The 26316-nt window shown below is 35.7% G+C and carries 25 protein-coding genes and 3 pseudogenes; 27 read left to right on the forward strand and 1 reads right to left on the reverse strand.

Annotated features, from left to right (window positions below; all coding sequences use genetic code 11):
- Positions 1 to 75: 75 nt before the first annotated feature.
- The 6 genes and pseudogenes from ONG78_RS04985 to ONG78_RS05010 all read left to right on the forward strand — a co-directional run.
- A pseudogene (locus ONG78_RS04985) lies at positions 76 to 1074 on the forward strand (DNA-methyltransferase); the annotation flags it as partial.
- Positions 1062 to 1538 (forward strand): hypothetical protein, encoded by a 477-nt coding sequence (locus ONG78_RS04990; protein ID WP_264377802.1) that lies wholly within the window; start codon positions 1062 to 1064, stop codon positions 1536 to 1538. The pseudogene ONG78_RS04985 and the gene ONG78_RS04990, both read left to right, overlap by 13 nt.
- 2 nt (positions 1539 to 1540) lie before the next feature.
- Positions 1541 to 3025 carry an ankyrin repeat domain-containing protein gene (locus tag ONG78_RS04995; protein WP_264377827.1) on the forward strand — a complete coding sequence of 495 codons (1485 nt, stop codon included), beginning with the start codon at positions 1541 to 1543 and terminating at the stop codon, positions 3023 to 3025.
- Positions 3022 to 4848 (forward strand): phage terminase large subunit family protein, encoded by a 1827-nt coding sequence (locus ONG78_RS05000; protein WP_264378071.1) that lies wholly within the window; start codon positions 3022 to 3024, stop codon positions 4846 to 4848. Before ONG78_RS04995 ends, ONG78_RS05000 begins: the two co-directional genes overlap by 4 nt.
- Position 4849: 1 nt before the next feature.
- Complete coding sequence (locus ONG78_RS05005) at positions 4850 to 5074, forward strand: gpW family head-tail joining protein (RefSeq protein ID WP_143688727.1); 225 nt, start codon at positions 4850 to 4852, stop codon at positions 5072 to 5074.
- A complete protein-coding gene (locus ONG78_RS05010; protein ID WP_264377828.1) occupies positions 5071 to 5580 on the forward strand; it encodes a glycoside hydrolase family 25 protein in 510 nt (169 codons plus the stop codon). Before ONG78_RS05005 ends, ONG78_RS05010 begins: the two co-directional genes overlap by 4 nt.
- Here the strand turns inward: ONG78_RS05010 and ONG78_RS05015 are convergent.
- Positions 5521 to 6759: an IS256 family transposase gene (locus ONG78_RS05015; RefSeq protein WP_019078875.1), complete on the reverse strand. Its 1239-nt coding sequence runs from the start codon at positions 6757 to 6759 to the stop codon at positions 5521 to 5523. The two genes, ONG78_RS05010 and ONG78_RS05015, sit on opposite strands and share 60 nt — an antisense overlap.
- 71 nt (positions 6760 to 6830) lie before the next feature.
- Here ONG78_RS05015 and ONG78_RS05020 point away from each other — a divergent pair.
- From ONG78_RS05020 to ONG78_RS05120, 21 genes and pseudogenes are all read left to right on the forward strand, one after another.
- Positions 6831 to 7127, forward strand: a pseudogene (locus ONG78_RS05020) (GH25 family lysozyme); the annotation flags it as partial.
- Positions 7124 to 8531, forward strand: a pseudogene (locus ONG78_RS05025) (phage portal protein). The pseudogenes ONG78_RS05020 and ONG78_RS05025, both read left to right, overlap by 4 nt.
- On the forward strand, positions 8531 to 9568 hold the full coding sequence (locus ONG78_RS05030) for a S49 family peptidase (protein ID WP_214303452.1): 1038 nt from the start codon (positions 8531 to 8533) through the stop codon (positions 9566 to 9568). Before ONG78_RS05025 ends, ONG78_RS05030 begins: the two are co-directional and overlap by 1 nt.
- 74 nt (positions 9569 to 9642) lie before the next feature.
- The gene (locus tag ONG78_RS05035; protein WP_038536951.1) at positions 9643 to 10014 is read left to right on the forward strand and encodes a head decoration protein; all 372 of its coding nucleotides are present in this window, start codon (positions 9643 to 9645) and stop codon (positions 10012 to 10014) included.
- Between the two features lie 43 nt (positions 10015 to 10057).
- Positions 10058 to 11059 (forward strand): major capsid protein, encoded by a 1002-nt coding sequence (locus tag ONG78_RS05040; RefSeq protein ID WP_236514954.1) that lies wholly within the window; start codon positions 10058 to 10060, stop codon positions 11057 to 11059.
- A 52-nt stretch (positions 11060 to 11111) separates the two neighbouring features.
- A complete protein-coding gene (locus ONG78_RS05045; RefSeq protein WP_007302872.1) occupies positions 11112 to 11507 on the forward strand; it encodes a VOC family protein in 396 nt (131 codons plus the stop codon).
- Between the two features lie 6 nt (positions 11508 to 11513).
- On the forward strand, positions 11514 to 11816 hold the full coding sequence (locus tag ONG78_RS05050) for a head-tail joining protein (RefSeq protein ID WP_012481824.1): 303 nt from the start codon (positions 11514 to 11516) through the stop codon (positions 11814 to 11816).
- Between the two features lies 1 nt (position 11817).
- Positions 11818 to 12318, forward strand: coding sequence for a phage tail protein (locus tag ONG78_RS05055; RefSeq protein ID WP_264377830.1), 501 nt, complete (start codon positions 11818 to 11820; stop codon positions 12316 to 12318).
- The gene (locus ONG78_RS05060; RefSeq protein WP_012481799.1) at positions 12315 to 12788 is read left to right on the forward strand and encodes a hypothetical protein; all 474 of its coding nucleotides are present in this window, start codon (positions 12315 to 12317) and stop codon (positions 12786 to 12788) included. Before ONG78_RS05055 ends, ONG78_RS05060 begins: the two co-directional genes overlap by 4 nt.
- The gene (locus ONG78_RS05065; RefSeq protein WP_012481798.1) at positions 12775 to 13239 is read left to right on the forward strand and encodes a phage baseplate assembly protein V; all 465 of its coding nucleotides are present in this window, start codon (positions 12775 to 12777) and stop codon (positions 13237 to 13239) included. Before ONG78_RS05060 ends, ONG78_RS05065 begins: the two co-directional genes overlap by 14 nt.
- Positions 13236 to 13490, forward strand: coding sequence for a PAAR domain-containing protein (locus ONG78_RS05070; protein ID WP_236514961.1), 255 nt, complete (start codon positions 13236 to 13238; stop codon positions 13488 to 13490). The genes ONG78_RS05065 and ONG78_RS05070 overlap by 4 nt, the downstream gene beginning before the upstream one ends.
- 2 nt (positions 13491 to 13492) lie before the next feature.
- The gene (locus ONG78_RS05075; RefSeq protein WP_264377831.1) at positions 13493 to 13828 is read left to right on the forward strand and encodes a GPW/gp25 family protein; all 336 of its coding nucleotides are present in this window, start codon (positions 13493 to 13495) and stop codon (positions 13826 to 13828) included.
- A gap of 2 nt (positions 13829 to 13830) precedes the next feature.
- On the forward strand, positions 13831 to 14622 hold the full coding sequence (locus tag ONG78_RS05080; RefSeq protein ID WP_264377832.1) for a baseplate assembly protein: 792 nt from the start codon (positions 13831 to 13833) through the stop codon (positions 14620 to 14622).
- A gap of 263 nt (positions 14623 to 14885) precedes the next feature.
- Positions 14886 to 16052 (forward strand): phage tail protein, encoded by a 1167-nt coding sequence (locus tag ONG78_RS05085; protein WP_264377833.1) that lies wholly within the window; start codon positions 14886 to 14888, stop codon positions 16050 to 16052.
- 168 nt (positions 16053 to 16220) lie between these two features.
- Complete coding sequence (locus tag ONG78_RS05090) at positions 16221 to 16922, forward strand: ankyrin repeat domain-containing protein (RefSeq protein WP_264377834.1); 702 nt, start codon at positions 16221 to 16223, stop codon at positions 16920 to 16922.
- 38 nt (positions 16923 to 16960) lie between these two features.
- Entirely contained in the window at positions 16961 to 17446 is a 486-nt protein-coding gene (locus tag ONG78_RS05095; RefSeq protein ID WP_264377835.1) for an ankyrin repeat domain-containing protein, read from the forward strand.
- Positions 17447 to 17450: 4 nt separating this feature from the next.
- On the forward strand, positions 17451 to 17882 hold the full coding sequence (locus tag ONG78_RS05100) for a DUF2924 domain-containing protein (RefSeq protein WP_264377836.1): 432 nt from the start codon (positions 17451 to 17453) through the stop codon (positions 17880 to 17882).
- A gap of 9 nt (positions 17883 to 17891) precedes the next feature.
- Positions 17892 to 19376, forward strand: a complete 1485-nt coding sequence (locus tag ONG78_RS05105) for a recombinase family protein (protein WP_264377837.1) — start codon at positions 17892 to 17894, stop codon at positions 19374 to 19376.
- 211 nt (positions 19377 to 19587) lie between these two features.
- Positions 19588 to 21600 (forward strand): hypothetical protein, encoded by a 2013-nt coding sequence (locus ONG78_RS05110; protein ID WP_264377838.1) that lies wholly within the window; start codon positions 19588 to 19590, stop codon positions 21598 to 21600.
- A complete protein-coding gene (locus tag ONG78_RS05115; protein WP_264377839.1) occupies positions 21600 to 23735 on the forward strand; it encodes a hypothetical protein in 2136 nt (711 codons plus the stop codon). Before ONG78_RS05110 ends, ONG78_RS05115 begins: the two co-directional genes overlap by 1 nt.
- A gap of 713 nt (positions 23736 to 24448) precedes the next feature.
- On the forward strand, positions 24449 to 26314 hold the full coding sequence (locus ONG78_RS05120) for an ankyrin repeat domain-containing protein (protein ID WP_264377840.1): 1866 nt from the start codon (positions 24449 to 24451) through the stop codon (positions 26312 to 26314).
- The last annotated feature ends 2 nt before the right edge of the window (positions 26315 to 26316 follow it).

The following is a 26316-nucleotide window of genomic DNA, read 5'->3' on the forward strand; positions in this document are numbered from 1 at the left end:
CTAGCTACAGGACTCCGACTTTTATCCTGGTGGGTCTGACTCCCACTGAACATCTTCACCTTCTCTGGACACACTGAACCACAAACTAAAGCTTTTCGGTTACTTGCCAATCAATCAGCTAATTGGGCAAAGTGGGATGATGATCTTTTAAAGGTAGAAATTCAAGAGCTAGAAGATTTGCAGTTTGATCTTAAAATGACAGGATTTGAATTGGAAAAAGTTCAACGGTTTCTCGATGATTTTGATGGTGAAAAAGAAGATCTTTCTGACTTAGCTATTGATGACAAAAAGGTAGAAATAACAAAACCAGGTGATCTATGGATTTTAGGTGATCATCGAATCTATTGTGGTGATAGCTCTGTAGTTGAATCATATAAAGCGCTTTTAGATGGTAAAATGGCAGATATTACTGTTTGTGATCCTCCATATAACGTTGATTATGGTAATAGCCAAGACAAAAAGATATTAAATGATAATCAAGGTGAAAAGTACGAACTTTTTCTCTATGACATCTGTTCCCATATTTTAGCATATACGAAAGGTGCAATTTACATCTGCATATCATCATCAGAGTTTTCAACGTTGCAAAAAGCATTTGAGGAGGCAGGAGGAAAATGGTCAACATTTATCATTTGGGCAAAGAATCACTTTACGCTAGGTAGATCAGATTATCAAAGACAATACGAAGCAATGCTCTATGGATGGAAAAGCGGCAATAAACGTGAGTGGCATGGAGGAAGAAATCAAAGTGATCTATGGTTTTATGATAAGCCAATACATAACTCACTGCACCCAACAATGAAGCCAGTAGAGCTAATGGAGAGAGCAATAGTTAATAGTAGTAGATCTGGAGACATAGTTCTTGATCCATTTAGCGGCTCTGGAAGTACACTGATTGCATGTGAGAGAACAGGAAGAATTTGTAGGACAATAGAGCTAGATTCAAAATTTGTAGATGTAACCATAAAACGTTGGCAAATATATACCAGAAGAGATGCCATTTTAGCCGGTACTGGCAAAACTTTTGCACAAATTCAAGAAGAAATAAAGGGGCAAAAAAAGTGGAAAAGATAACGCAAACAGAATGGGCAAGAGAACAAGGATTTTCAAAGCAATATGTCTGTTATTTAGTAAAAAAAGGAATAGTTGAGTTGGAGGATGGTTTGGTAAGTAGAGAACAAGCAAATGAAGCAGTGGCAGCAATAAGAGATCCAAGTCAACCACTGAGAAGAAAAAACTATTCAGAAAACGGAGAAAAACTTTCCACGATGTTGCTTAAAACGCGAATAAAAAATGAAATGGAACGTGGCAAATTGCTTGAGGCAAAGGCAAAAGCTGAGATTGGTGAACTTGTAGCAGTAGAGGAAGTAAAGCGCGAAGCATTTAATGTAGCAAGAGTTGTCCGTAATAATTTGCTTAATATTCCAAATAGAGTTTCAGCACTGCTTGCATCACTGAGTGACACTGAAAAGATTCATATGACGCTAACTGAAGAGATTACAAACTCACTTGAAGAATTATCTAACGCTAAATTTTAATAATGTCTGCTAACTTAAGTTTAGAACTAATAAAATGCCTCATTAATCAACCTGGATTAGATGTTAATGTTAGAGGGTTAAACGGAAAAACACCACTACATTGCGCTATAGAATTTGACGAATTAAGTATGGTGGACTTGTTACTCACGAAGAAGAACATTAATCCTTTTGTGGAAGATAATGAAGGTAAAACATCTCTTGATTACGCCAAAGAAGGGAAAAAAGCAGAAATATTACAAGCACTAATTAATAACAAGTACGGGTCAGAACAAGATAGCTTACTTCATTTAGCTGCAATGATAGGTGAAATTAATGCAGTTAGATATTTGATCAGAAAAGGTATTGACGTTAATGTACGAAATGCTCTGCATCATACTCCATTACATCTAGCAGCAGGCATAGGACATGAAAATGTTGTCAAAATTTTAGTGGAAGAAGGAAGCGCTGAAATAGATGTCTTTGATGCACGAAATCAGACACCAATGCACTATGCAGTTAATAACAAGAAGTTGGAGATAGTAAAGTTATTACTGGAGCTAGGAGCAGATGTAAATAGCGCACGTGTAGGACAAAACTCGATGAAATTATCACCTGTGCATATAGCTGTAAGTAATACTAATTACGATGAAAGGGATTTATGTCTTGATATTCTCAAATGCTTAATAAAGGAGCCTAATGCTCAAGTCAATTTGCAGGACTACGAAAATAGAACACCTCTACATTACGCTGAAAGACTTAAAACAATAGAGGTCTTACTAACGCGAGAAGATATAGACCCTCTGGTAAAAGACGATAGGGGCAAGACACCATTTGATTACGCTAAACCTGAGATAAAGAAGGCTTTGATGAGTAATAAATACGGTTCTGAAAAGAATAGTCTACTCCATTTAGCTGCACAAAGAGGAGAAATTGAGCTTGTAGATGCAATCTTAAAGGAAGAAATTGATATTGATATTGTAAATAATAAAGGTTTATCACCTATTTACCTTGCTGCAGAAAAAGGACATTTACATGTAGTAAAATTACTACTGAAAAAAGGAGCAAACTATACACCTGTTTTGCACTTAGCAATCAAGTCAAATAATTTAGAGTTACTTAAAGTTTTATTTACTGAAAAAAATGGAGCGTTACTCTGCAGAGATACCGTTGTTAATTTTCCAACCCTTCATAATAAATATATAGCACAGAGAGAAATAGCAGATAAAAGGATGAAAAAACATAATAATATTATCTGCATCTGTATTACAGTTAGCGCAGTAGCAATGGCAGCATATATAGGTTTAACAGCAACAACAATAAGCAGTACAATCATTTTTGCAACAACAACAGGAATACTTGCGCTTATTATAGCAATAATGATAAGTGAGATGAGCAAAAGATACATAGAAAAGGAATTTCAGAAAAAGATGTTTATGGAACTGGAAGAGTGTAGTTCTACTGTTAATGATGTTGAGATAGAGTCAATTATGAGTAGATGCAGACAATGATATACGCTAGAGCTTTTTCTGAAGGTTTAAGACCAGATCCAGAGCTTAAAGTATCAGAGTGGGCGAATGAGTATCGAGTTCTAGCATCAACTGCAGCATCAGAGCCAGGTAAATGGAGAACAGAAAGAACTCCTTATTTAAAAGAAATAATGGATTCACTATCACCATCTTCACCTGCAGAAAAAGTAGTATTCATGAAAGGAGCGCAGATTGGGGGAACAGAAGCTGGTAACAATTGGATTGGCTACATCATAGATCAGACACCAGGTCCAATGCTGGTAGTACAGCCAACAGTTGAAATGGGAAAGCGTTGGTCAAAAGGAAGATTTGCGCCACTGATTGAAAGTACACCATGTTTAAAAAGTAAAGTAAAAGACCCAAGGTCAAGAGACTCAGGAAATACTGTGCAAAGTAAGGAGTTTCCAGGTGGAATAGTAGTAATAACCGGAGCAAATAGCAGTGTAGGACTTCGTTCTATGCCAGTAAAATATCTCTTTCTTGATGAGATAGATGCATATCCAGGAGATTCAGGAGGAGAAGGAGATCCAGTTTTACTCAGCATAGCTCGTACCAATACATTTGCACGGCGAAAGATTTTTTTAGTATCAACACCAACGATTCATGGAATAAGCAGAATTGAGAAGGAATTTGAAGCAACAGATAAGAGATATTTTTTTGTACCATGTCCGCATTGTAATTACTATCAAGTTCTAAAATGGTCACAAATAAAATGGGAAAACAACGACTCAAGAACAGCACATTATGTCTGCACTGAATGTAGCGGCAAAATAGAAAATCATCAAAAGACAGAGATGCTTGAGCGTGGAGAATGGAGAGCTACAGAGGCAAAAGAAGGGGAGAAAAAAGGATTTCATCTTTCAAGTCTTTATAGCCCAGTTGGTTGGTATAGTTGGCAACAAGCAGTAGAAGATTTTCTTCATGCAAAAGAAAGTGAACAATTACTAAAAGTATGGATAAATACTACGCTTGGAGAAACTTGGGTAGATAAAGGAGAAGTACCTGATTGGAAGCAATTATTTAACAGGAGAGAATTTTTTCAGATTGGCACAGTACCAAGGAGAGAAGTGGTACTTACTGCAGGAGTGGATGTCCAAAAAGATCGTCTAGAGGTGGAAGTTGTAGCATGGGGAAAAAGTCGTGAAAGTTGGTCAATAGACTACCGAGTATTTGAAGGAGATACAGGAGGTGGAGAAGTATGGGGAAAGCTTTCGGAGCTCCTCAATCATCATTTTATCGGTGAAAATGGGCTTGAATATATGATAAGTATGATGGCAGTAGATGCTGGATATGCAACGCAAGAAGTATACAACTGGGTAAGAGGTCATCAAGGATCTGGAAGAGTAATGGCAGTTAAAGGTGTAAATAAAGCCCTAGTGCCACTTAGCAGCCCAAGTAGAGTTGATATAACAGTTGGTGGTCAAAAGCTAAAAAGAGGAATAAAGCTCTGGCCAGTAGGAGTATCGATATTAAAGTCAGAGCTTTTTCAGCTACTTAATATTTTAAAAGAAGAAGAGAAAGTGCCAGCAGGATATTGTCATTTTCCTGAGTATGCACCCGAATATTTTAAGCAGTTAACGGCAGAGCAATTAGTCAGTAAGGTAGTAAAAGGATACACCAAACAGGAGTGGCAAAAGGTAAGAGAAAGAAATGAAGTGCTAGACTGCCGAATTTACGCAAGAGCAGCATCTATTGCGCTTGGAATCGATCGTTGGCCAGAGAGTAAATGGAATAGTTTAAGTGAAAAGCCAGAAAGCAAAAAACCTAAAAAAGTGAGACAAAGCAAATGGTTGAATGAGAAGTAAGATGTACAGCGAAGAGTATTTAATTCAAGTCGAAGAAGCGATAAAGAAACTACAAAACGGAGAGCGAGTAGTATCAATTGCATATGGTGACCATGTGGTGAGATATGCTGAAGTTCAGATAAATGACTTGCTGAATTTACGGCAACGTATTAAGGCTGAACTGAAAGTTGCAGGTATGAAGCCTAAACGAAAGATTATTTTTGCAACAAATAAAGGAGTTATATGAGGGAAAATTTTCTGAGAAAAGTTGTAAAAGAGGAATATTCTGAATTTTTAGAGCAATTAAAAACTTTCATAAAACTATGGGACAATAGAGAGAGTTCAGTAAATGGAATAATAGATTTGTCACATTGGCAAGAAAATGTGGATTTTGAGTTAGCTAAAGAGAGTGGTATAGTTGGAGTAATTCATAAGGCAACGCAAGGAACAGAGTACATAGATTCAAAATACAAAGAAAGAAGAAAAGAAGCTGAAGACTTGGGTCTATTATGGGGTTCATATCATTTCGGTGTAGGGGAAGATGGAAAGGATCAGGCAAATCACTTTTTGAATACAGTGGGTAAAGCTAAAAATACAATTGTTGCTCTTGATATTGAAGAGAACGAAAGTGGAAAAAATATAGAACCAAGACAAGCAGAGGGAGTGTTAAATAAACTGTGTCAAACCGCATTTTTAATTCAACTCAATTTTCAATCTGTTCGGAAAGAAAATATCAAGTTGAGACACGGTTAATGCCCAATTTTGTACAGACATTGTCCATTTCTCTTCCACCTTTTTTATAGCACAATATACCTGTTTGTACAAGGCACTTATGCTGGTAAATGAGCCCTTGGTTTTGGTAAATTTTCTGATTTGTCTATGCAGGCCCTCAATTGGATTTGTAGTGTAAACCAGCCTTTTCACTGGGTCAGAATACTTAAAATAGCCAGACAAATTTTCCCAATTATTCTGCCAAGACTTTATAACCATTGGATATTTCGTGCCCCATTTTTCATCCAGCTCCAGCAAATAATTTTCAGCAATTTCCTTGTTTGAAGCCTGATATATTTTCTTCAAATCGCTCATAAAACTTTTCACATCTTTGCTAGACACATATTTCAGCGAGTTCCTTATCTGATGCACTATACATAGCTGCACCTCTGCATTAGGGAACACGCTATTTATAGCCGTAGGAAAGCTTTTCAGCCCATCTACACAAGCAATTAGAATATCCTCTACACCCCTTTCTTTGAGGTCATTTAACACACCGAGCCAAAAGTTAGCTCCCTCACTTTCAGCCAAATAGAAGCCCAAAACCTCCTTTTTGCCTTCTTGATCTACACCTAATATGTTATACATGCATTTGCTTACACACCGTCCGTCTTCTTTGACTTTGAAGAACATGCCGTCCATGAAAACTATCGGATATACAGACTGCAGCGGTCGACTGCGCCATTCATTTATCACTGGCAGTAATTTGTCGGTAATGCTTGATATCTCTGCCGCTGATATTTTGTGGTCATAAATTTCTTCAACATGCGATGCTATATCTTTGTAGCCCATGCCACTTGCAAACATACTCAGGATCTTTTTTTCAAGCTCAGGATGTAGATTAGTTTGCCTTTTCTTAACCGCCTGAGGTTCAAAACTCCCATTTCTATCTCTTGGCGTGAAGAGTTCAAATGATCCTGAACTTGTATTCAAAGTCTTTGAATTTCTACCATTTCTTCGGTTGTTTTCTTCGCTTTCAGTTGACAAATGGTTTTCTATCTCACCTTCCAGGCTCACCTCTAGCAGTTTTTTTATAAATGGTGTTAATGCACCATCTCTTCCTGTCAATGGTCTTCCTTCTCGTATAGATGATAAGATATTTGTTTCTAATTCTTTATAGTCTACCAAACCGGTAGTTCTATTTGCTATTTTTTGACTCATGTCAAACCTCCATTTTTTATATCAATTTATTACTTTACTTCTCGGTTTGACACAGTTTATTTAACACTCCCCAAGCAGAAGATTTTATTAAAAAAGTTCAAGAAGAAACAGGGCGTTCACCTTTAGTGTATGGAGGTGCTAAATTTTTGAAAGATTTTGCCACACCAATTTTGACTAAATGTCCATTATGGATAGCAAGATATGGAGATCAACCTGTTTTACCGCAAGGCTGGAATAAGTGGATTTTATGGCAATACACCGACGGTAAAAATGGTCCAGAGCCACATGAAGTAAGTGGAATCGGAAAATGTGACAGAAATAAATTTAACGGCACATTAAAAGAATTAAGAGAATTTTGGTTAGTATGATGCTGAAAAATTTCAAACAACTATTTAGCAAGCCAAAAATCAAAAGTTCAGCATGGGATGCAGCAGGGTCAGGAAGAAGATTTTTTCACTTTCAACCAGAGTTAGGAAGTATAAACAATTTGCTGTCTCAAAGCCTTGAAACTTTACGTAGTAGATCACGTGATATGGTGAGAAAAAATCCATATGCAGCAAATATTATTGATACAATAGTAAGTAACTCTATTGGAACAGGAATAAAGCCGCAATCAAAAGCAAAGAATGCAGAATTTAGAAAGAAAGTGCAAGAATTATGGCTAAAATGGACAGATGAAGCAGATAGTAACGGAGTAAGTGATTTTTATGGTCTGCAGGCTCTAGTATGCAGAAGTATGATAGAGGGAGGAGAATGTTTTGTACGTTTAAGAACGAGAAAGCTGGAAGATAGATTTTCTGTACCATTACAACTGCAAGTACTTGAGTCTGAACATTTAGATAATAAAACAAATCAAACTTTAGGAAATGGTAATGTAATAAGAAACGGGATTGAGTTTAACAGGCTTGGGCAAAGAGAAGCATACTACCTATTTAAAGAACACCCTGGTGAAAATACCTTTGGAGAGTCAGTAAGAGTGCCAGCAAACGATGTTTTACATATCTATAGACCAACTAAGACCTGGGCAAATTAGGGGAGAGCCATGGCTTTCTAATATACTGCTAAAGCTTTATGAACTTGATCAATACGATGATGCAGAATTGGTAAGAAAAAAGACTGCTGCGATGTTTGCAGGGTTTATTACAAGACTCGATCCTGAAGCAAATATTTTAGGTGAGGAGCAAGCAAATGAGCAAGGAGTAGCACTATCTGGCCTAGAACCTGGAACAATGCAGCTTTTAGACCCAGGAGAAGATATAAAATTTTCAGAGCCATCAGATGTTGGAGGAAGTTATGAAGCGTTTATGAGACAGCAACTCAGAGCAATAGCGATTGGTACAGGGATAACATATGAGCAGCTAACAGGAGATTTAACCGGTGTTAATTATTCATCCATTCGAGCAGGGCTGATAGAGTTTCGCAGAAGGTGTGCAATGTTACAGCATAACGTGATAGTGTTCCAGTTTTGTAGACCTATTTGGAATAGATGGCTAGAATTAGCAGTGCTTTGTGGAGAACTAAGTATAGATGAAAAAGTAGCAAAAGCAGCGAAAGAAGAAGTGAAATGGATACCACAGGGATTTGATTGGGTGGATCCTTTAAAAGATCAACAAGCACAGCAAATGGCAGTAAGGAATGGCTTCAAAAGTCGATCGGAAGTAGTATCAGAAATGGGTTACGATGTAGAAGAAATAGATCAAGAAATAGCAGAAGATCAGAGTCGTGCAAATAGTCTCAACTTAATGTTTGACTCTGATTGTAAAGGATTATGATGCTCTTAGGAAAGCCATTAATGCTTGAACCAAGGAGTTTTGAGCTACTATCGCTATACAAAGGAAAACAGCCAATTTTCAAAAATCACTCTATCAAAAGTAACGTAGAAAGAACTGCAATTATACCAATTCATGGAATCTTGACGAAAAAACCAGGTGCGTTTGATGAAATGCTTGGGATGACATCATATGAGCAAATAGAAGAACAAATTGCACAAGCATTAGCAGATAGTAGTATAGAGACTATTTTACTGGACATAGATAGCCCAGGAGGAGAGGTAAATGGAGTATTTGACTTAGCTGATTTTATCTATAGTGCAAGAGGAAAAAAGAGGATAATAGCGATAGCAAATGATGATGCATATTCTGCAGCGTACGCTATAGCTTCTAGCACTGAGAAGGTATTTGTGAGTAGAACTTCAGGAGTAGGAAGTGTTGGAGTAATAGCAAGTCACATAGATCAAAGTAGGTTTGATGAAAAGCAAGGTATTAAGTATACCACAATCTTTGCTGGTAGTCGAAAGAATGATTTAAATCCACATGAGCCAATGACGTCTGAAAGTCTGGGAAGCTTACAAAAAGAAGTAGACCGACTATATGAAATGTTTTTGCAGCTAATAGCAAGGAACAGAGGTCTTTCAATTGAAAAGATTCGATCAACAGAGGCAGGGCTATATTTTGGGGAGAAAGCAGTAGAAATAGGCCTTGCAGACGGAATGACAATTCTTTCATCTATTAATAAAAATAGGAGTATTACTATGAATGAACAAACTACAAATGACCTAGAAACTGATAATTTAACCAAGTATCGTACTGAAGTTCTTGAATTAATACGTTTATGTAATTTATCGAAGATGCCAGAAAAGATAGGAGAATTTATTGAGCAAAGTGTAAGTGTTGAGCAAGCAAGGGAGGTTTTAATGGAATTACTTGCAGAGCGAACGAAAAAGACAGAGATACTGAGTGCAATACCACAGAATTCAGGAGAAGAGTTGATGATGCAGGTAGCGAAAAGTCGTGCGCAATCAAACATTTAAAGTATGTGTATAACCGCCGTGTATAACAACCACAAATATGGCGGTAAAAAAATAAAAAAAGGAGAGAAAAAGACATGATAAGTATAACTGAAGGAAATAATTTAGGAGATCTTCTGAAATATGAAGTGTCCAACTTATATTCAAGAGATCAGATAACAGTAGCCAAGGGACAAAATCTAAAGCTGGGAACAGTAGTTGGTTATGATACTAAAGATGGTTTTATTAAAGCTTTAAATCCAACTGCCACAGATGGTACACAAACGGCGATAGGAGTGATAGCAAGCGATGTAAACGCAAAGGAAAATAGTAAAGGAGTAATTATTGCTCGTGGTGCCATGCTAGCTGATCATGCAGTTGTGTGGCCAGCAAATATTACTGAAGAACAGAAAGCTACAGCAATAAAGCAACTTGAAGGACGAGGAATCATTATCCGTAAAGCGGCCTAAAGCTATATTAAACAATAAAAAACACAAAGGGGGAAAAGAAAAAATGCAAAATCCATTTACAAATACAGCATTTAGCATGACGGCACTAACAAATGCGATGAATATATTGCCGATAAATTATGGACGGGTTGAAAATTTAAATTTATTTCCAAATAGGTCAGTAAGATTTAGACATATTACAATAGAAGAACATAACGGAGTTTTAAGTTTACTACCAACGCAAGTTCCAGGGGCGCCAGCAACAGTAGGAAAAAGAGGAAAAAGAAAGGTAAGAACGTTTACGATTCCACATATTCCACATGATGATGTAGTACTGCCAGAGGAAGTACAAGGAATAAGGGCATTTGGATCAGAAAGTGAACTTAAAGCGCTAGCAGACGTAATAACTGACCATTTACAGCTAATGAGAAACAAACATGCAATAACATTAGAGCATTTGCGAATGGGAGCGCTGAAAGGAATAATTTTAGATGCTGATGGGTCAGAATTACTAAATCTGTACAACGAATTTGAAATAACACCAAAAGTAGTAAATTTTGCACTAGGAACAGCGACAACCGATGTCAAGCGTAAATGTCTAGAAGTATTGCGGCATATTGAAGATAATCTAAGTGGTGAATATATGACCGGGATTCATGCTTTGGTAAGCCCTGAGTTTTTTGATGCATTAACTTCGCATAGTAAAGTGAAAGAAGCATACGAAAGATGGCAAGAAGGAGCAGCACTTCGGAATGATATGAGGTCAGGATTTACGTTCTGTGGCATAACATTTGAGGAATATAGAGGGCAAGCAACTGACCCTGAAGGAACGGTTAGAAGATTTATTGAGAAAGATACAGGGCACTGTTTTCCAGTAGGAACAGCAAGCACATTTACAACATATTTTGCACCAGCAGATTTTAATGAGACAGTAAATACTCTTGGACAGCCACTATACGCAAAACAAGAGCCGAGAAGATTCGATAGAGGGACCGATTTACATACGCAGTCAAATCCTCTGCCAATGTGCCATCGTCCGGCCATTTTGGTAAAAATTACTGTGTAAATTTGTGAACGTATTGTAATCTTAGCAGTATATTTTTATTTATAGGTAAAATATGACAGAACTATTAGGAAAAATAATTCCAATATTAATTATAAAAGACGCTACGTCTGCTATTGAATTATATAAACAAGCCTTAAATGCAAAAGTATTGGAAATTCACTTTGATGAAAACAATAAGAATATGGTAATGCATGCAGCAATACAGATAGGTGATTCATTAGTATATATCGATGATGTACAAAGTAATTCTATCGCTGGCGGGAATGTTTTACAAGCTGCTAAGCTATGTGTCTATGTTGAAAATGCTGACGAGTTGTTTAATAAGGCAGTAAGTAAAGGAATGCAAGTAGAAAAGTCGTTAGAGAATATGCATTGGGGTTACAGATTTGGTGTAGTAAAGGATGAATACGGTATTCAGTGGTGTTTCTCCAGTCCATTGAAAAAGTAGCAGAAGGTGAAAAACATATCAAAATTATTTAAAGATTGCTTCGAACATCTGGGGCAGCAAGCTTTGTATGAGTCAAAGGATAAGTCATATATGGTACAAGTATTAAAGCAAGAGCCAGATAAATTATACGAGATTGGTGAAGGACAATTTGTGGGAGAGATGCTTTTTCTTGAGGTAAGCATTTTTGATATACTGAGGCCAATTGTAGGAGATATTTTTGTTATAGGTGATTGCAAATACAAAATACACACGCCACCACTTAGGGATAAGTCTGGAATGATCTGGAGAATCGAAGCATCTGGGGTGTAAAATGTCTGTGCATATAGAAGTTGAGGTAATAGAAAGTGTAAATGCTAAAAGAAAAAAAATAGAATTAGCAATAGTGAGAGCATTAAACAAAACAGCACTATGGTTAAAAGCGCAAGCAGCTAAGGAAATCAGTGAGGAAAAGCAGATAAAATTAAGTTTGATAAGAAAGAGATTAAGAATTTTTAAGGCGAAAACTAGCAGATTAGAAGTGTTAATTAGAGCAAATCTCTATGACATTAGAGCATCGGCAATTGGCAAAATACAAAAAACAAAAAGAGGATCGAAAGTAGGAAAGCATGAGTTTATAGGAGGATTTGCAGCAGTTATGCCAAAAGGAAATAGCGGTATGTTTAAACGTGAAGGAAGAGCAGCATTTCCAATAAAGGAAGTAAAACTACCACTGGAACCAGAGGCTTCAAGGATAATAGGGAATCTTGTTAATTATGAAGTTGAAGAAGTCTTTACAAAGTTTTTTGAACGTGAATTGAGCTATAAAGGATGAATTTGAAAGATTTACATGATAAAATTTGTACCACGCTGAAGAGAGAAATACCAGCAATTCAAACTTGTGAAATTTATCCATCGATAAGAAAAGAATTATTAGCGCCAGCGTTATTTGTAGAGCTTGTGAGTTTAGAATCGGGAAAAGATCCTGGAACAGAGGAATTAGCGCTGAAAGCAAGATTTGAAGCACGCATTGTGACTGATAGCACAATAGAAAATGCCCCTATTATTGTCAGAACATTAGCAGCAGAAGTAGCAAGAGTAGTAAATAAAAATACTTGGAATGTGGAAAATGTTTCACCAGGAGAATTTATCTCTACGGAAATTGACGGATTTAGACCCGAATTAGATGCGTATTTGTTGTGGTTGGTTGAGTGGAGTCATCAGCTTCATTTAGGTAAATCGATATGGACAGAAAATAAGATTAAACCACATACGATTACAATAGGAGAAAATGTTAGAGAGTAATTTTGCTATTTCAGAGCTGCAAAGAAAATTAGCAAACATTGTACGAATAGGGCTTGTAAAAGAAGTAGATTATGAAAAAGCAAAAGTAAGAATTAAAATAGGCGAATTTTTAACAGATTGGTTGCCATGGATAACAAGCAAAGCAGGAAAAGATAGAAATTGGTCTCCGCCAGGTATTGATGAGCAAGTAGTGATACTTTCCCCGCTAGGAGAATTATCTTTAGGAGTAGTACTTCCTGGAATATATCAACAAAAGTACTCTGCACCAGAAAATAAAAAAGAGGTGAGTAGCTTAACATTTCAAGATGGAACAAAGTTGTCATACGATAAAGATAAACATCATTTAGAGATTGAAGTAGTAGACAAAATAACACTGAAAGCTGGGGAATCGAGCATAGAAATGACAAAAAGTGGAATAAAACTGAAAGCAGAAAGGATCGACTTAAATTGAACAAAGGAATAGTAAGGTTAGGAGACTATTGTGGAGAAGCTATACCACATTTCTGCATTAGCGGAAGTAATAATGTTTTTGTAAACGGTAAGTCAATATGTAGACAAGGAGACAGTTTTAGTGAAGGAAAAGTAATGATTCAAGGATCAAAAATAGTGTTTGCAAATGGTCTTAGTGTAGGAAGAGTAGGAGATATAGTTTCATGTGGGTTTAAAGTAATAAAAGGCAGTGAAAGCGTCTTTGCAAAATAGAAATGAAGGGTATGGATGCTAAAACAGGAAAGACGTTAGAAGGAATAGAGCACTTAAAGCAGTCGATAATTGATATACTGACCACTCCTATTAACAGTAGAATAATGAGGAGAGATTATGGCTCAAGATTATTTGAATTGGTGGATAAGCCAATAAATCGTGATTTTACACTAGAAATTTATGCAGCAGTAGCAGGAGCACTAGAAAAATGGGAGAGAAGGTTTAAATTAGAGAAAGTGAAGATAACAGAAGTAAAAGAAGGGAGAGTAACATTGAATTTAGAAGGTGTCTATCTTTCAGAAGGTAAGTTCATAAATATTAATGGAGTAGTTGTTTAAAAATGCAGCAGCCAAATATTATCGAACCACTGAACTTTGAAGAGATTTTTGCTCGGATGAAAGAAGAATTAATAAGTCGAGATAAAAGTTTTACAGCACTAATTGAAAGTGACCCAGCGATGAAGATTTTAGAAGTAGCAGCCTGGAGAGAGCTTTTGCTGAGACAAAGAATAAATGAAGCGGTAAAAAGCAATTTACTCAAGTTTGCAAGGGGAGAAGAGCTTGATAATTTAGCTGAGTTTTATGGAGCAGAGAGGCAAGATGGAGAAGAAGATGAACGCTTCAGAAAAAGAATCAAGGCAAGAATAGTTGGCTCAAGCACAGGAGGGAGTAAAGAGCATTATCGGTTTCAAGCACTCTCAGCAGATAGAAGAGTAAAGGATGCGCTGGTTGAGTCAAAAGTGCCAGGAAGTGTAGAAATCTCAATTTTATCCACAGAGTTATCCACAGCGTCAGAAGAGCTACTAGAAATTGTAAAAAAGCAGGTTACTAGAGATGATATAAGGGTTTTAACCGATACAGTAAAAGTGATAGGTTGCAATATTATGGAAATAGATATTCACAGCAGAATGAGCATAAGTCCTGTAATATCAAAGGAGGAAATCAAGAAGCAATTTATTAAGAAGTTTGAAGCAAGCAAAAGGTTGGGATGGAACGTAACAAGATCATGGATAATAGCAAATTTGTTTGTAGAGGGTGTAGAAAACGTAGAATTAATCGAGCCAAGAGAGGATGTTGTGGTTCTGGGGAATGAGTGTGCAGTGCTTGGCTACGTCAAGTTAGATAGGATTTAAAACGTATTTTTTTTGTTTTGTGCCAGTGAGGGGATTGCGTGCAATAAGTGGTTTAAGGTTTACTGGATCCAATGTTAGGGAGACGAAAGTATTGATTTTCTTCCAGAAGTTGTAACTTGTTTTTTAAAGTATGGATAATATGGTCAAATATTATGGAGAGTGTTTTCGATATTAAGAACATCTTTATTTTTCTGCAATGATCTCTTGCTTACTCATAAGCTACCTAAATAAAGGAAGTTAAAGCAACTTGAAAGAAAAGACAAATGAAAAGTTTATTACCGCCAAACGCAACAAAGCAAGAGCAAGCACTGGTTGATGCAATAGATTATAAGGTTGATCCAAGCTGTATCAGAGGGTTTAAGTTCAACCTGAAAGAAGAAACATTACCATGGATAATAGAAGAATATGGTTTAGAAGAGATATTGCGCTGGGTAAAAAATAAAAGAAGGGCGATAGTAGAAGGAGTAAAATTTCAAAGACTGAGAGGAACACCTGCATCACTTAAAATAGCACTAAAGTGGGCAAATATAGAAGATATTACAATTATCGAAGAACCACCTGGTAAACACTTCTTTGAATTACAAATAGGAATAAAAGATGTTCCAAATGACTTTTTTGTAGATGCAGTAGTAGAACTTGCAAAACTATCATTACCAGCAAGATCAAGGCTAATGAGGATTTTTAATGACTACTATAACGTTGATAGGTTTATATTAGATGAAAGTATATTCGGCAGCTTATTATCAGACTATTCAGGTAGAAAAGTTGAAAAAGATGGACCAGTGTTATCGTTTGGAAGAATAAATTTTTTCAGTTCTAGAGGTCCGTTAGTAGAGATTGTAGACAACTATTTAAGAGAGCATTATGAACAAACATTTAGTAATGACATATATCGATTAGATGTAGCAGTACTTGGAGAAACAGAGCCTCACACAAAGAATTATAACGGTATTTATGAAAGAAATCATTTGTGGTACAACTTAAAAGCACTATATCCATTACCACAGAGTTTATTACCATCGATTAAATTTGCAAAAGCGCAGATTGTACTGTCAGATAGCTGGAAATTAGGAGAAATAAATAGCTGTTTTCCGGTTGGTAGAATAGAAGAAGAAGGAAATAAATTTGTATTGGGAAACGATAAACTTTCAGGGCAACATTGGAGTTTAAAACACAAGCCAATTTTAGAAAGATTCAGTATTATCCATCGTTACAAAGTAGAAAATTATACAGATCAGAAGGTCAGAAAATATGTTTTAGCAGAACACAACATTTACTATAAAAACGACTTATATTCAGAGCAAAAAGACTCAATACACGAATTAGAAAAGCACATTTTAGTGTTTTACCCGGGAGTACTGAAATGGCACGAACATCGACATTTGCACAGAAGTTGGAAAAATAGTCAAGCAATATGTGTAATAAGTTAAATACTTATATTTAGATCCTCATATATTATATTAATAATAGTTTAAAGTGTATGAAATAAAAAGAAAAGGACTTGCTTTCTCATGCTAAAACGGACATGACTTGAATAGCAGCAGGTAAACATAAGAAATTTATCTGGCGCTAGAAAAGCTAGTTTTGTGAGGTATGAAATGAGTTTTAGCAAGAGTAAGTTTTTTAAAGAAGTATCAAGTAACGATATTAATAAAAGAAATGAAGAAGGAGAGACGATCTTGCATCAAGCAGTAGAAATCTCTGATTACAAAACAGTGAGATTATTAATAAAAAAAGGGGCAGAGGTAAATGCAAGAGATAAAAAGGGTTATACACCACTACACTGTGCAGTATTTGCGAAAAGCTTAGAAAATGTAAAAGTGCTGCTAAGGTCGGGAGCAGAAGTAAATGCCACTCAATATGTCAGTGGATGTACGCCACTCCACTCTGCGTGCAAGATGGGAGGAGCAGGAGTTGAAATAATAAAAGAGCTAGTAAAAGCAGGAGCTGAGGTTAATCAACTGAATAAATATGGTGCAACACCAATGTATTACATATGGGAAAGTGAAAAGTATTGCCTATGTGATAGCAAAGAAAGTGAAAAGGCGAGCAAATTTCTGAGAGAAAAAGGTGGAGTAACAAAAAGTAGAGAACTGACGTGCTATGGAATAGAGAGGCTAGTGGGAGAAATAGCAGACATGTTGAATGGAAGCTACATGCCGGAGCTAAAAATAATAGAGATAGGAGAAATAAGGAAGAGAGACAAATCGCTAATAAAGAAAGAATGTAAAAATTTAGCAAGCAAGATAATCAGCCAAGTGAATGAAATGATAGATGAGGGGGTGAAAAGGAGGGCTTAAAGAAGGGGTTTAAATTCAGAGAAAAGGTGAGGTAGGTCATGAGTAAAAAAGGAAAAGAGGAGTCACTATTAGAGAACTCATTTAAAAATATTTATGCAAGAGACGAGAATGGAAGAACAGCTCTGCATTATGCGGTAGACGCAAAAACAGTGAAGTTATTAGTCGAAAAAGGAGCGAATGTGAATGCTAAAGATATAGAAGGACACACAGCACTGCACCTAGCGGTAACGGAGAAACGTCTAGAAATCGTGAGGGAATTGATAAAATCAGGAGCAGACGTAAATGCTGAGGAATATGGAAATAAATGCATACCTCTACACCTTGCGTGCATGGTAGGTGAAAAAGAAATAGTGGAGGAGCTAGTGAAAGCAGGGGCTGAAATAGAGCAAGCAGATAAATTTGGAATGACAGGGATGGATTATGCGAAAAACAGCAAAGAGATAACTGAAATATTGAAGAAAGAAACAGAAAGAATTGAAAAGTTATTTGAACAGCAAAGTGGGAAACCTTCTATGAGAGGCTAAAGATATGGAGGAAGAAATAGAAAAGAAAGTAATGAATTTAGAGAGAAAACCTTTGGGTGAGCTGAGAAAAACGTGGAAGAAGGTATTTGGGGAAGAGGCGCCTAGATACTCAAAGAAATATCTGATACCAAGATTAGCTTATAGAATGCAGGAAAAAGCGTATGGAGAAATGTCAAGAAAGGGGACAAAAAGACTAGAGTATCTGGCAGATCGGCTAGAGAAAGGAAAAAGAATAAGTAGCGATAAATTACCAGTAGAAGGGACAGAATTAATACTAGAGAGAGAGGAAGAGACGCATGCGGTAATGGTAACAGATAAGGGTTTAATCTACAGAGAAGAATTTTATACGTCATTATCAGCAGTAGCAGGAAAAATAATGGGAATGAGCTACAACGGACCTTTATTATTCGGGATGCGTGACAAAAGTGGAAATTGAGGAGAGAGAATGCTAAAAGAGGTAAGGTGTGCGATATATACGAGAAAATCAAATGAGGATGGACTAGAGCAGAAGTTTAACAGTCTTGATGCGCAGCGAGTAGCATGTGAAAAATATATAAAGATCAAAGAAGGCTGGGTAGCATTGGCAAAAAGGTACGATGATGGAGGCTATTCAGGGAAAAATTTAGAAAGGCCAGCGATAAAAGAATTATTTGAAGATGTAAAAAAAGGAGAAGTGGACTGTGTGGTAGTATATACGCTAGACAGGTTATCAAGGGAAACAAAAGACAGCATCGAAGTAACGTCATTTTTTAGAAGGCATCGAGTAAATTTTGTAGCAGTAACGCAGATATTTGATAATAATACGCCAATGGGAAAGTTCGTACAAACGGTGTTATCAGGAGCAGCACAACTAGAAAGAGAAATGATAGTGGAAAGAGTAAAAAATAAAATAGCAACATCAAAAGAACAAGGATTATGGATGGGTGGAACTTTACCGCTTGGGTATGATGTGAAAGATAAGGAATTAATAATAAATGAAAAAGAAGCAAAGTTGGTAAAACATATATTTGAGAGGTATATAGAGCTGAAGTCAATGGCAGAACTGGCAAGAGAGTTAAACAGCCAAGGGTACCGGACGAAATCAGGTATCTTTAAAAAGGCAACGGTGAGAAGAATAATAACAAATCCAATATATATGGGAAAAATTAGGCATTATGACAAACAGTATGAGGGAAAGCATGAAGCAATAATAAAAGAGGAAAAATGGCAAAAAGCGCAAGAGTTAATAAAGAATCAGCCATATAGAAAAGCAAAATATGAGGAAGCGCTGCTAAAGGGAATAATTAAGTGCAAGAGCTGTGATGTAAATATGACACTGACATACTCGAAAAAAGAGAATAAAAGGTATCGATACTATGTATGTAACAATCATCTAGGAGGGAAAAATTGTAAATCGGTAAATCGAACTATAGTAGCTGGAGAAATAGAAAAAGAAGTGATGAAAGAAGCAGAGCAATTATATGAAAAACGGGGAGAAAAAGCGGAAGAGTGGAAAAATTTAAGCTTTGGAAAGCAGAAAGAAGTAGTGAAAAAGTTAATAAAAGCAGTATTGGTGAGAGAGGATGGAATAGAGTTATGTTCTGAATCAGAGGAAAAATTTATATCAATAAAGAAGAAAGGAAATAAATGCACAGTAATCGAGCCAGAAGGAAAAACAAATAATGCATTGCTAAAAGCAGTGGTGAGGGCTCACCTATGGAAACGTCAGCTAGAGGAAGGAAAATACGCAAATATAAAAGAGCTGAGTGCTAAAGTTAATATAGGTACAAGACGTATACAACAAATTTTAAGATTAAATTATTTAGCACCAAAAATTAAAGAAGATATAGTAAATGGGAGGCAGCCAAGGGGTTTGAGGTTAGTGGATTTAAGAGAAATACCGATGCTGTGGAGCGAGCAAATAGAAAAATTTTATGGATTAGCGATGTAACGTTTATAAAAGTAACAAGAAGAGATGACAATGAAAAAAGAAAATATTTCAGTTTATTACTGAAAAATAAGAAACACTACAAAAGAGCTGCTATAGAGATTTTTATTAAAATTTAGCTCAAAATTAATTAAAAGTTTATGCAAAAAAAAAGTTGTTGATTTGTGGTTTAATGATAGTTAAGGTATGCTTATTGTATAGCTAGAGAGGTAGTATGCCGAGTTTTTTTGATAAGCAATTTAGTGAACAGGTAAAAGCAGCGATAGATAGAAATGATCCTAAGTTACTGCAGATATTATTGAGCACTAAATATTGTCAATTATGGGAAGATTGGCTTACTCACTCCATACTTTCTTATAAAGTTATTGGAATAACTCAAACTTTAAAATATCAACTGCCTATTAATATAATTGCTGCACAAAAACAAGTTTTAGACAAAAACTTCGGCCGTCTTATACACGGCAGGTTACCGACCAGAAGTAACATTGCACAGCCTGATGAACTTTTAGATGTAAGAGCAAGTAATTATGATGTAGAAAAAGTAAATAAAGAATTAGAAAATGTGGAGCGGGAAATACTAGAAAGATATAAGGGTTTTAAGCATGAAACTGTAGAAAATAAATATCAAGTATTCAACGTGCAAGACATGTTTGATCCAGCAGGAAGATTTGTTTACTCTTATGATGGCGATGATTATACAGAAGGAAATAAGTGTTTAAAGGAAATTACTGAAGCGTTTAAGAGCAATCTTGCTTTGCAGCCAGTATTAAAGTTAGATGTATCCGATCATTATAATAAAGTATATGGTGATATGTATGCAAAGATTACTCAAGAATATCAGTTGAGAATTAGAAATGGTCAGGCAATTCGTCTTTTATATGAAGGTAATGAATCACTAGTAAAAAAGCTTGATGGTTTAAGGGATGGTGATGATAAATTAAGGTCGATATTAACCAGTATTAGTAAAGAAGTAGTGAATGGAATACGTAATGGTGAATTTATTGAGGAAGTTTATGATAAACTAATTGATAACGTACTCAATGCTGCAATTGAGGAAGGACATCATCCTTTATATCAAGAATGCAACAACACGGAAGGAGATAAGGAGCAAAAGATTAGAATAATAAAAGAAAGAATAAAGGAACAGGTCAAGAAAAACAATAGGCATGAACTTTTGAAAGAGTATATGGAATATGCTGCTGATAAAGATCAACCTAGTATGCATATCATAAGTGTGTTGATAGTCAATGGTGCATCTTTATTAGCAAGTTGTGTTATAGATCCGAGCACAAATCAATCAATTACAATAAAGGAGAGGTTGCAAGGATTGGGGGGAGAATATAAAGCTCTAATAGATAAATCGATTTTTACAGTAATGAGAAAGGTTCATAAATTGCTATTTAATTTTTCGATTATAGGAAAGGAAGAAGTAGATTTACTTAAACTAGTATCAGAAACTCCTTCTGAGGACGGGTCTTTTGTAAAAAGTGGGGAGAAGGTGCCATTACTAAATGAGATAGGTGGTCAGGGTGAAAGAGAGTTTATGAGTCTATTGAAAACTTGCGTAGAAAATATTAATACTCGTAATACTTCATTTTTCGGTTCAATTGTAGAATTCTTTGTAGGCAAAGCTGAGCCATCTGAAAAAGATCGTGAAGAGGCATATGCTAAACTTTATGAGTGTATTGAGGTTGGTTACTTAGCAATAAGAACAGGATGTGATAGAGTAATAGTGGATTATATAAGTGAGATAGAAGAGGAAGCAAGAAAATCTAACAATCCATATCTGAAGAAGTTGTATAAGAACTTTCTTACGCTTTTATATGATTATAATGACCTGCCTAAATCAATGTATATTGCTAGGTTTTGTAGATATATTTCCCGTACAATAACCTGGAGTCCAGCATGGGAGGGAATATTAACAGGACCTGATTACCGTACAGATGTAGGAGAATGGTCAAAAAACAAGTTTGAAGAGGTAGAAAAAGCAGAGAGGCATGAAGAGAGTGTAAGACTAGCAGAGTCGGGAGCTAGGGAGAGAGCACTAGAGCAAAGTATTGAACAGTCAGATCAAGCGAGACAAAGGGCAGAGCAAAGGGCAGAACAAGAAGCTCAAAGGTCAGCTAAACTTGAAGAGATGTTGAGAAGAATGGGAGTCGATCCAGGCACTGCTTTGGATGATGTGAACGTAAGCCAAGGTGCAAGTGCAGGAATTGGAAGAAATTAATGGAACCAATTTTTCCTGAATATACATTTGGTAGTGTTAGTTTACCTTTATGGCAAAACAATATAGTTAGACGTTTTTCTGAACATAGAAAATATCGGGTACTTTTGTGGGAGTTTGGTCCTACTTTATTTGAGCACTTATGCAAACAAAAGGGTTTTGATTCTAAGGTACTACTACAAAAGAATAAAGATGGTGAGGTATCAAAAAACGAATGCCTGATGTTACTTGAAGCGTTTGGTGAAATGAAAGTGTATTGGTGGTGGCCATGGAGTAAGAAAATAAAAGATGTTGAGCTGACTAAAGAACAGTGGGAAAGGGCAATAAATTACGATAGTTACTCTTTTTTGCAGAGGTTAGTGCTTAGTGTATTTACAAATGTGATAGTACATCAATGGCATATTGTTCAATATGGATATATTTATAATTATCAACAGCTAACAAAGGAGGGATGTATGCTAAATGTAGGAAAAAAAGTATTAGGAGGAGTAGCTACAGCGTTAGGAGTAGAAAATACGACATTAGGGGCAGGAGTAACAATGGGTATAGCAGGGATAATAGCTGCAGGTTCTTCTTATCTTACTGGTAGACATACTGCAGAAGTAGGAACGCTAGCAATAGCAGATAAGTTTAGTAGTCTGATTAGGACAGTTATTTTAAGTAATAACATTGATAATGATTCTAATGCCACTTTAAATGAAGCACTGGAATCATTTGAATTAAAATGGTTACTAATGAATCTTGATATAAGCCTGAAAGATGTAGAAGCGGGTAAAAAGAGTAAAGAAGAACACAATAGATATGCTAAGGATAGAATTAATGATGTTAAGAGACTGTCATTAAAGTATCATCCAGATGTACAAGCAGGTATGCAAAATGCAAATAGTATGCAACAGAGAATTAATGCAATACTGAAAGCACTAAATAATGTACATGATTATGTAATGAAAGAAAAGCAAGGGTATGGTTACATATATAGATTATTTGGAGAAATTTCAGTCAATCTAATTAATAGCGGTCAAGATTTATTTAAGATAATCAATATAGCTGCATGTAATAAGTTGCATTATATAGCGTATTGGGAAGAAGGAAGGTTAATGGAATCAAGGAATCAATATTTGGAAGAAGTAAGAGAACACTATATAAAGCCATTAAAAAATAACTTAGGTTTTGTGAAAAAGATACTTAATAAGGAAATGTCTATAAGAGAAGCAAGAAACATTCTTGACTCAACAAAAGGGATAAGAAAGAAATTTGAACAACGTAATGAAGAGTATCAAAAATTCTATGAAGAGATTTGGATAGAAAATCTAAAATCGTTAAGTAAGGAATGTAAAAATTCTAAAGAGTTGGAGATAATAAAATTGGAAGTGGGTAAGTTATTAAAAGAGGGTGAAGCACAATACAAAATATTGAAGAGTCACAAAAAAGATAAAGTACAACCTGATGAAGTATTTGTAGAGCCAATATTGGAGTATTCTGATTTAATAAATTCATACTACAAATTGATAGTAAAATTGTGTGAGAATATAGAAAATTGTTTCCGTTGGGATAATAGTGATTTTTTTGAGCAACAGAAATTTGTGTTAGGAGCAGATGAAACTGAATTTACTGAAATAAGTAAGGAGTATATAAAAAAGCTCTCGTGTCAGGAATTATTCAAATTTGCAAACCTTATGGTAAATTACTATTACAATAAGGAAAATGGCAAAGGGATACAAGATGTAGTAGGTCAGTATTACAACGGTGGCAATCCAAAAAGGAGAGAAATAGGAAGTATATCAGTTTTTGCGCTAAATCAGTTAACAGATTTGCTTGAAAAAAAGTTTGAGAAAAAAGAAACCTTTTTTGAAAAAGAGAAAAAAAGAACAAAAAAAGCAATAGAAGAATCAAACGATATAAGGAGGCACATAGAAGAAATAGAAGTTAGAATTAGAGCATTAGAGCAAAGTAGAGGACAGTCAATTCAGGCAAGACAAAGGGCAGAGCAAACGGCAGAACAAGAAGCTCAAAAGGCAACAAAATTTGAAGAAATATTAAGAAGAATGGGGGTAGATCCAGAAACTGTTTTAGATGATGTGAATGTAAGCCAAGGTGCAAGTGCAGGAATTGGGAAAGGTAGTGGGGCTGGTGTATAAGTTTTTTGAGTAGTTTTTTCAAGTATGCAAGAGAGAGCGCTAGGTAGGAGATAGAAGCTTTTTTATTGGTAGCATGTTTTCAAAAAGTTCTCTCATTTAGCATCACAAAAAATTCAATTATTGACTCTTTCTAAAATTACAAAAAAGATCGTATATTTGTGAGAACAAGCCGCGTAAAAATAAGGTTATAAAAATAGAAGATTTAAATTATTTCCATAAGCTTAGGCAAAACAGTTCGTATGTGGATGTGGATAAAATCGGCTAATATGGCTAGTTTTAGCGTATAGCAAAGTCAGAATATAAAAAAGTTCGTATGGTACACATGGTAGACCATGTCATCCCAAAACGAACGATTCTCACGCTTCTTGGTTTTGAAGGCTAGAAATGGACATATTACTTAAGTTTTTAACATTATATGCTGCTAAATTAGTAGCAATTTATCTTAAGAGTTCTGAACAGACAAAATCTTTGAAACCAAAAAGAAACTTCTTTCTAAAATAATTGCATATAGCTGTAACATCTGTAACGGTTAGTTTTTTATGAGAAAAAAGTTATTGTATGCTAAAAATATCCATGCTATAGATAATGTATTTTACATAATTTAGTAGCAACTTTGGAGGGTTTATGGAGGAATTGATAGAAAATTATTCGATGCTGTAGAGCAAGGCAATCTTGATAGAGTGCAAAGATGTCTTAATTAAGGAGCTAATGTATTGGCAAGGAACAGTCATCATACAATATTACATTCAGCAGTTAGTGGTAATAATGAAGAAGTAATAAAATTAGTTTTAAATAAAATCGAAGAAACGCAGAACCAGTATATTGATGCTAAGGATACAGAAGGTGATACGTCATTGATGTGGGCTGCTGAATATGGAAGAGTAAATGCAGCAGAGGTATTATTAGATCATGGTCCAAATACTGAAGTAAAAAATAATGATGGCATGACAGCATTACATTTGGTTGCCAGAGAGAATAACCTGGGAGTTGCAGAACTTCTAATTAATAAAGGAGCTGATGTGTATGCTGAAGATAAGGATGGTAAAAAACCAATTGACCTTGCCAGAGAGAGAAATCATTCAAGTGTTGAGAAATTACTTTATGAAAATGATTATTCTTTAAATGAAGTTGCTACATATGCGGGAGAGGTGGCAGTAGGAACAGCAGAAGTTGCGGGAACGGTGGCATTAGTAACGGCAGCAGGAGTAGCAGGGCTTGCGATAGACGCGGCAGTAGCTGTGGGAGAGGTGGCAGTAGGAGCAGTGCAAGCTGTGGCAGATGCTGCAACAACAGAACCATCTGAATATGATGTAGAGCGACGGAGAAGATTAGAAACAGCAGCGGGAGGAGCACAACCTGGATCCCTTCACTACTACCAAAGAACAGAACACGTGAGAAGGGAGTACGGTTACGATGACGATTCTGGATGTTCAATACAGTCTTATCAGAAACAACAGAAAGCCTATTTACATTTATCACAATTTGTATCACATAATTTACAAAATGCATCGATTGAGCTGGTAAAACAAGGTCTTTATTTGCCTTCTTTTGAAGCAAGGAATGTGAAAATTAATGGTAAGTGTACTGCAATTACACGTGGCTTATCTCAAGCTTTACTTTTACAGAGTAGCAAGTCATTTTTGAGTAATTTAAAAACTTCAGCCAAAATTTATGAGCGTGTAGCACAGGGTAAGCAGATATCTAAAAGAGAAGAAAGAGAAGTTTTTGCTTTTAGTAATTTACTTGACAGTTTTGAACAACAGCTAGATTCTGCTAGAAATAGTCTACCTTTAAGCTTGATTCACACTAAGTGCTACAAAACACTGAGTGATTTATCAAATTATATAGCTGGTGATTTTGCTATTCATTTAGTAACAAGTAATCATGTAGTTGCCGTTTATAGAACAGGGGATAACTATGCTTATTTTGATAGTAATACGGCGTTTGTTTCTGGGTTAGAAAGCATCGATCAGCTGATAGAAGTTGTAAAAAAAGGTACTGACTATGAAATGGGAGAAAAAGGCTTTCTTGTTGAACACTTTGATATTGAGCGAGCTAATAAGCTATTATCGAATGGAGATAGACAAGTTCTGACAAAAGAAATAAAAACAGAGCATCAACTTCTAGCAGAGCAGGATAAGGAGTTTGGTCTTATTAAGATTAATGATCGAGAATTATCTAGAGTACAGCTATATGACTTTGGAACTAAAATTCATGTAGAAGGCGGCGTACCTTTACTTATCAATGCCGATATGAATTCAAGTAGCAAAAAATTCCAAGATCATCTGAATAAAAAAGAAGTGAGCATGACAGCTAGAGAATATCTTGGCAACCTTAAAAACAGCAAGAATGTAGAAGAAGTAGTACAAGCAACAAAAGTAATTCCTTTCATAGGTTCAAAACGTGAAATTGAAGAAGCGGAGTGGACACGTAATTTCAAGTTCTCTTTAGTTTTCACTAACAATAATCAACAGAAAAGTCAATTTTCAGAAGCTACTGGCGAAATAAACGGTAAACCTGAATCTTATTTGAGTGATATAAGGATAAGTAACCAATTAGAAAAAAACATTAGCTTCTAGAC

This window comes from Wolbachia endosymbiont (group B) of Philonthus cognatus (assembly GCF_947179345.1).
In the GTDB taxonomy this organism is placed as follows: Bacteria; Pseudomonadota; Alphaproteobacteria; order Rickettsiales; family Anaplasmataceae; genus Wolbachia.

Coding starts and splice junctions, on each gene's coding strand:
- ONG78_RS05090 (WP_264377834.1), top strand. CDS start 16,221: ATGAGTTTTAGCAAGAGTAAGTTTTTTAAAGAAGTATCAAGTAACGAT.
- ONG78_RS05035 (WP_038536951.1), top strand. CDS start 9,643: ATGATAAGTATAACTGAAGGAAATAATTTAGGAGATCTTCTGAAATAT.
- ONG78_RS05075 (WP_264377831.1), top strand. CDS start 13,493: ATGAAGGGTATGGATGCTAAAACAGGAAAGACGTTAGAAGGAATAGAG.
- ONG78_RS05005 (WP_143688727.1), top strand. CDS start 4,850: ATGTACAGCGAAGAGTATTTAATTCAAGTCGAAGAAGCGATAAAGAAA.
- ONG78_RS05000 (WP_264378071.1), top strand. CDS start 3,022: ATGATATACGCTAGAGCTTTTTCTGAAGGTTTAAGACCAGATCCAGAG.
- ONG78_RS05110 (WP_264377838.1), top strand. CDS start 19,588: ATGCCGAGTTTTTTTGATAAGCAATTTAGTGAACAGGTAAAAGCAGCG.
- ONG78_RS05010 (WP_264377828.1), top strand. CDS start 5,071: ATGAGGGAAAATTTTCTGAGAAAAGTTGTAAAAGAGGAATATTCTGAA.
- ONG78_RS05095 (WP_264377835.1), top strand. CDS start 16,961: ATGAGTAAAAAAGGAAAAGAGGAGTCACTATTAGAGAACTCATTTAAA.
- ONG78_RS05015 (WP_019078875.1), bottom strand. CDS start 6,759: ATGAGTCAAAAAATAGCAAATAGAACTACCGGTTTGGTAGACTATAAA.
- ONG78_RS05105 (WP_264377837.1), top strand. CDS start 17,892: ATGCTAAAAGAGGTAAGGTGTGCGATATATACGAGAAAATCAAATGAG.
- ONG78_RS05030 (WP_214303452.1), top strand. CDS start 8,531: ATGCTCTTAGGAAAGCCATTAATGCTTGAACCAAGGAGTTTTGAGCTA.
- ONG78_RS05085 (WP_264377833.1), top strand. CDS start 14,886: ATGAAAAGTTTATTACCGCCAAACGCAACAAAGCAAGAGCAAGCACTG.
- ONG78_RS04995 (WP_264377827.1), top strand. CDS start 1,541: ATGTCTGCTAACTTAAGTTTAGAACTAATAAAATGCCTCATTAATCAA.
- ONG78_RS05115 (WP_264377839.1), top strand. CDS start 21,600: ATGGAACCAATTTTTCCTGAATATACATTTGGTAGTGTTAGTTTACCT.
- ONG78_RS05100 (WP_264377836.1), top strand. CDS start 17,451: ATGGAGGAAGAAATAGAAAAGAAAGTAATGAATTTAGAGAGAAAACCT.
- ONG78_RS05055 (WP_264377830.1), top strand. CDS start 11,818: ATGTCTGTGCATATAGAAGTTGAGGTAATAGAAAGTGTAAATGCTAAA.
- ONG78_RS05060 (WP_012481799.1), top strand. CDS start 12,315: ATGAATTTGAAAGATTTACATGATAAAATTTGTACCACGCTGAAGAGA.
- ONG78_RS05065 (WP_012481798.1), top strand. CDS start 12,775: ATGTTAGAGAGTAATTTTGCTATTTCAGAGCTGCAAAGAAAATTAGCA.
- ONG78_RS05045 (WP_007302872.1), top strand. CDS start 11,112: ATGACAGAACTATTAGGAAAAATAATTCCAATATTAATTATAAAAGAC.
- ONG78_RS05040 (WP_236514954.1), top strand. CDS start 10,058: ATGCAAAATCCATTTACAAATACAGCATTTAGCATGACGGCACTAACA.
- ONG78_RS05080 (WP_264377832.1), top strand. CDS start 13,831: ATGCAGCAGCCAAATATTATCGAACCACTGAACTTTGAAGAGATTTTT.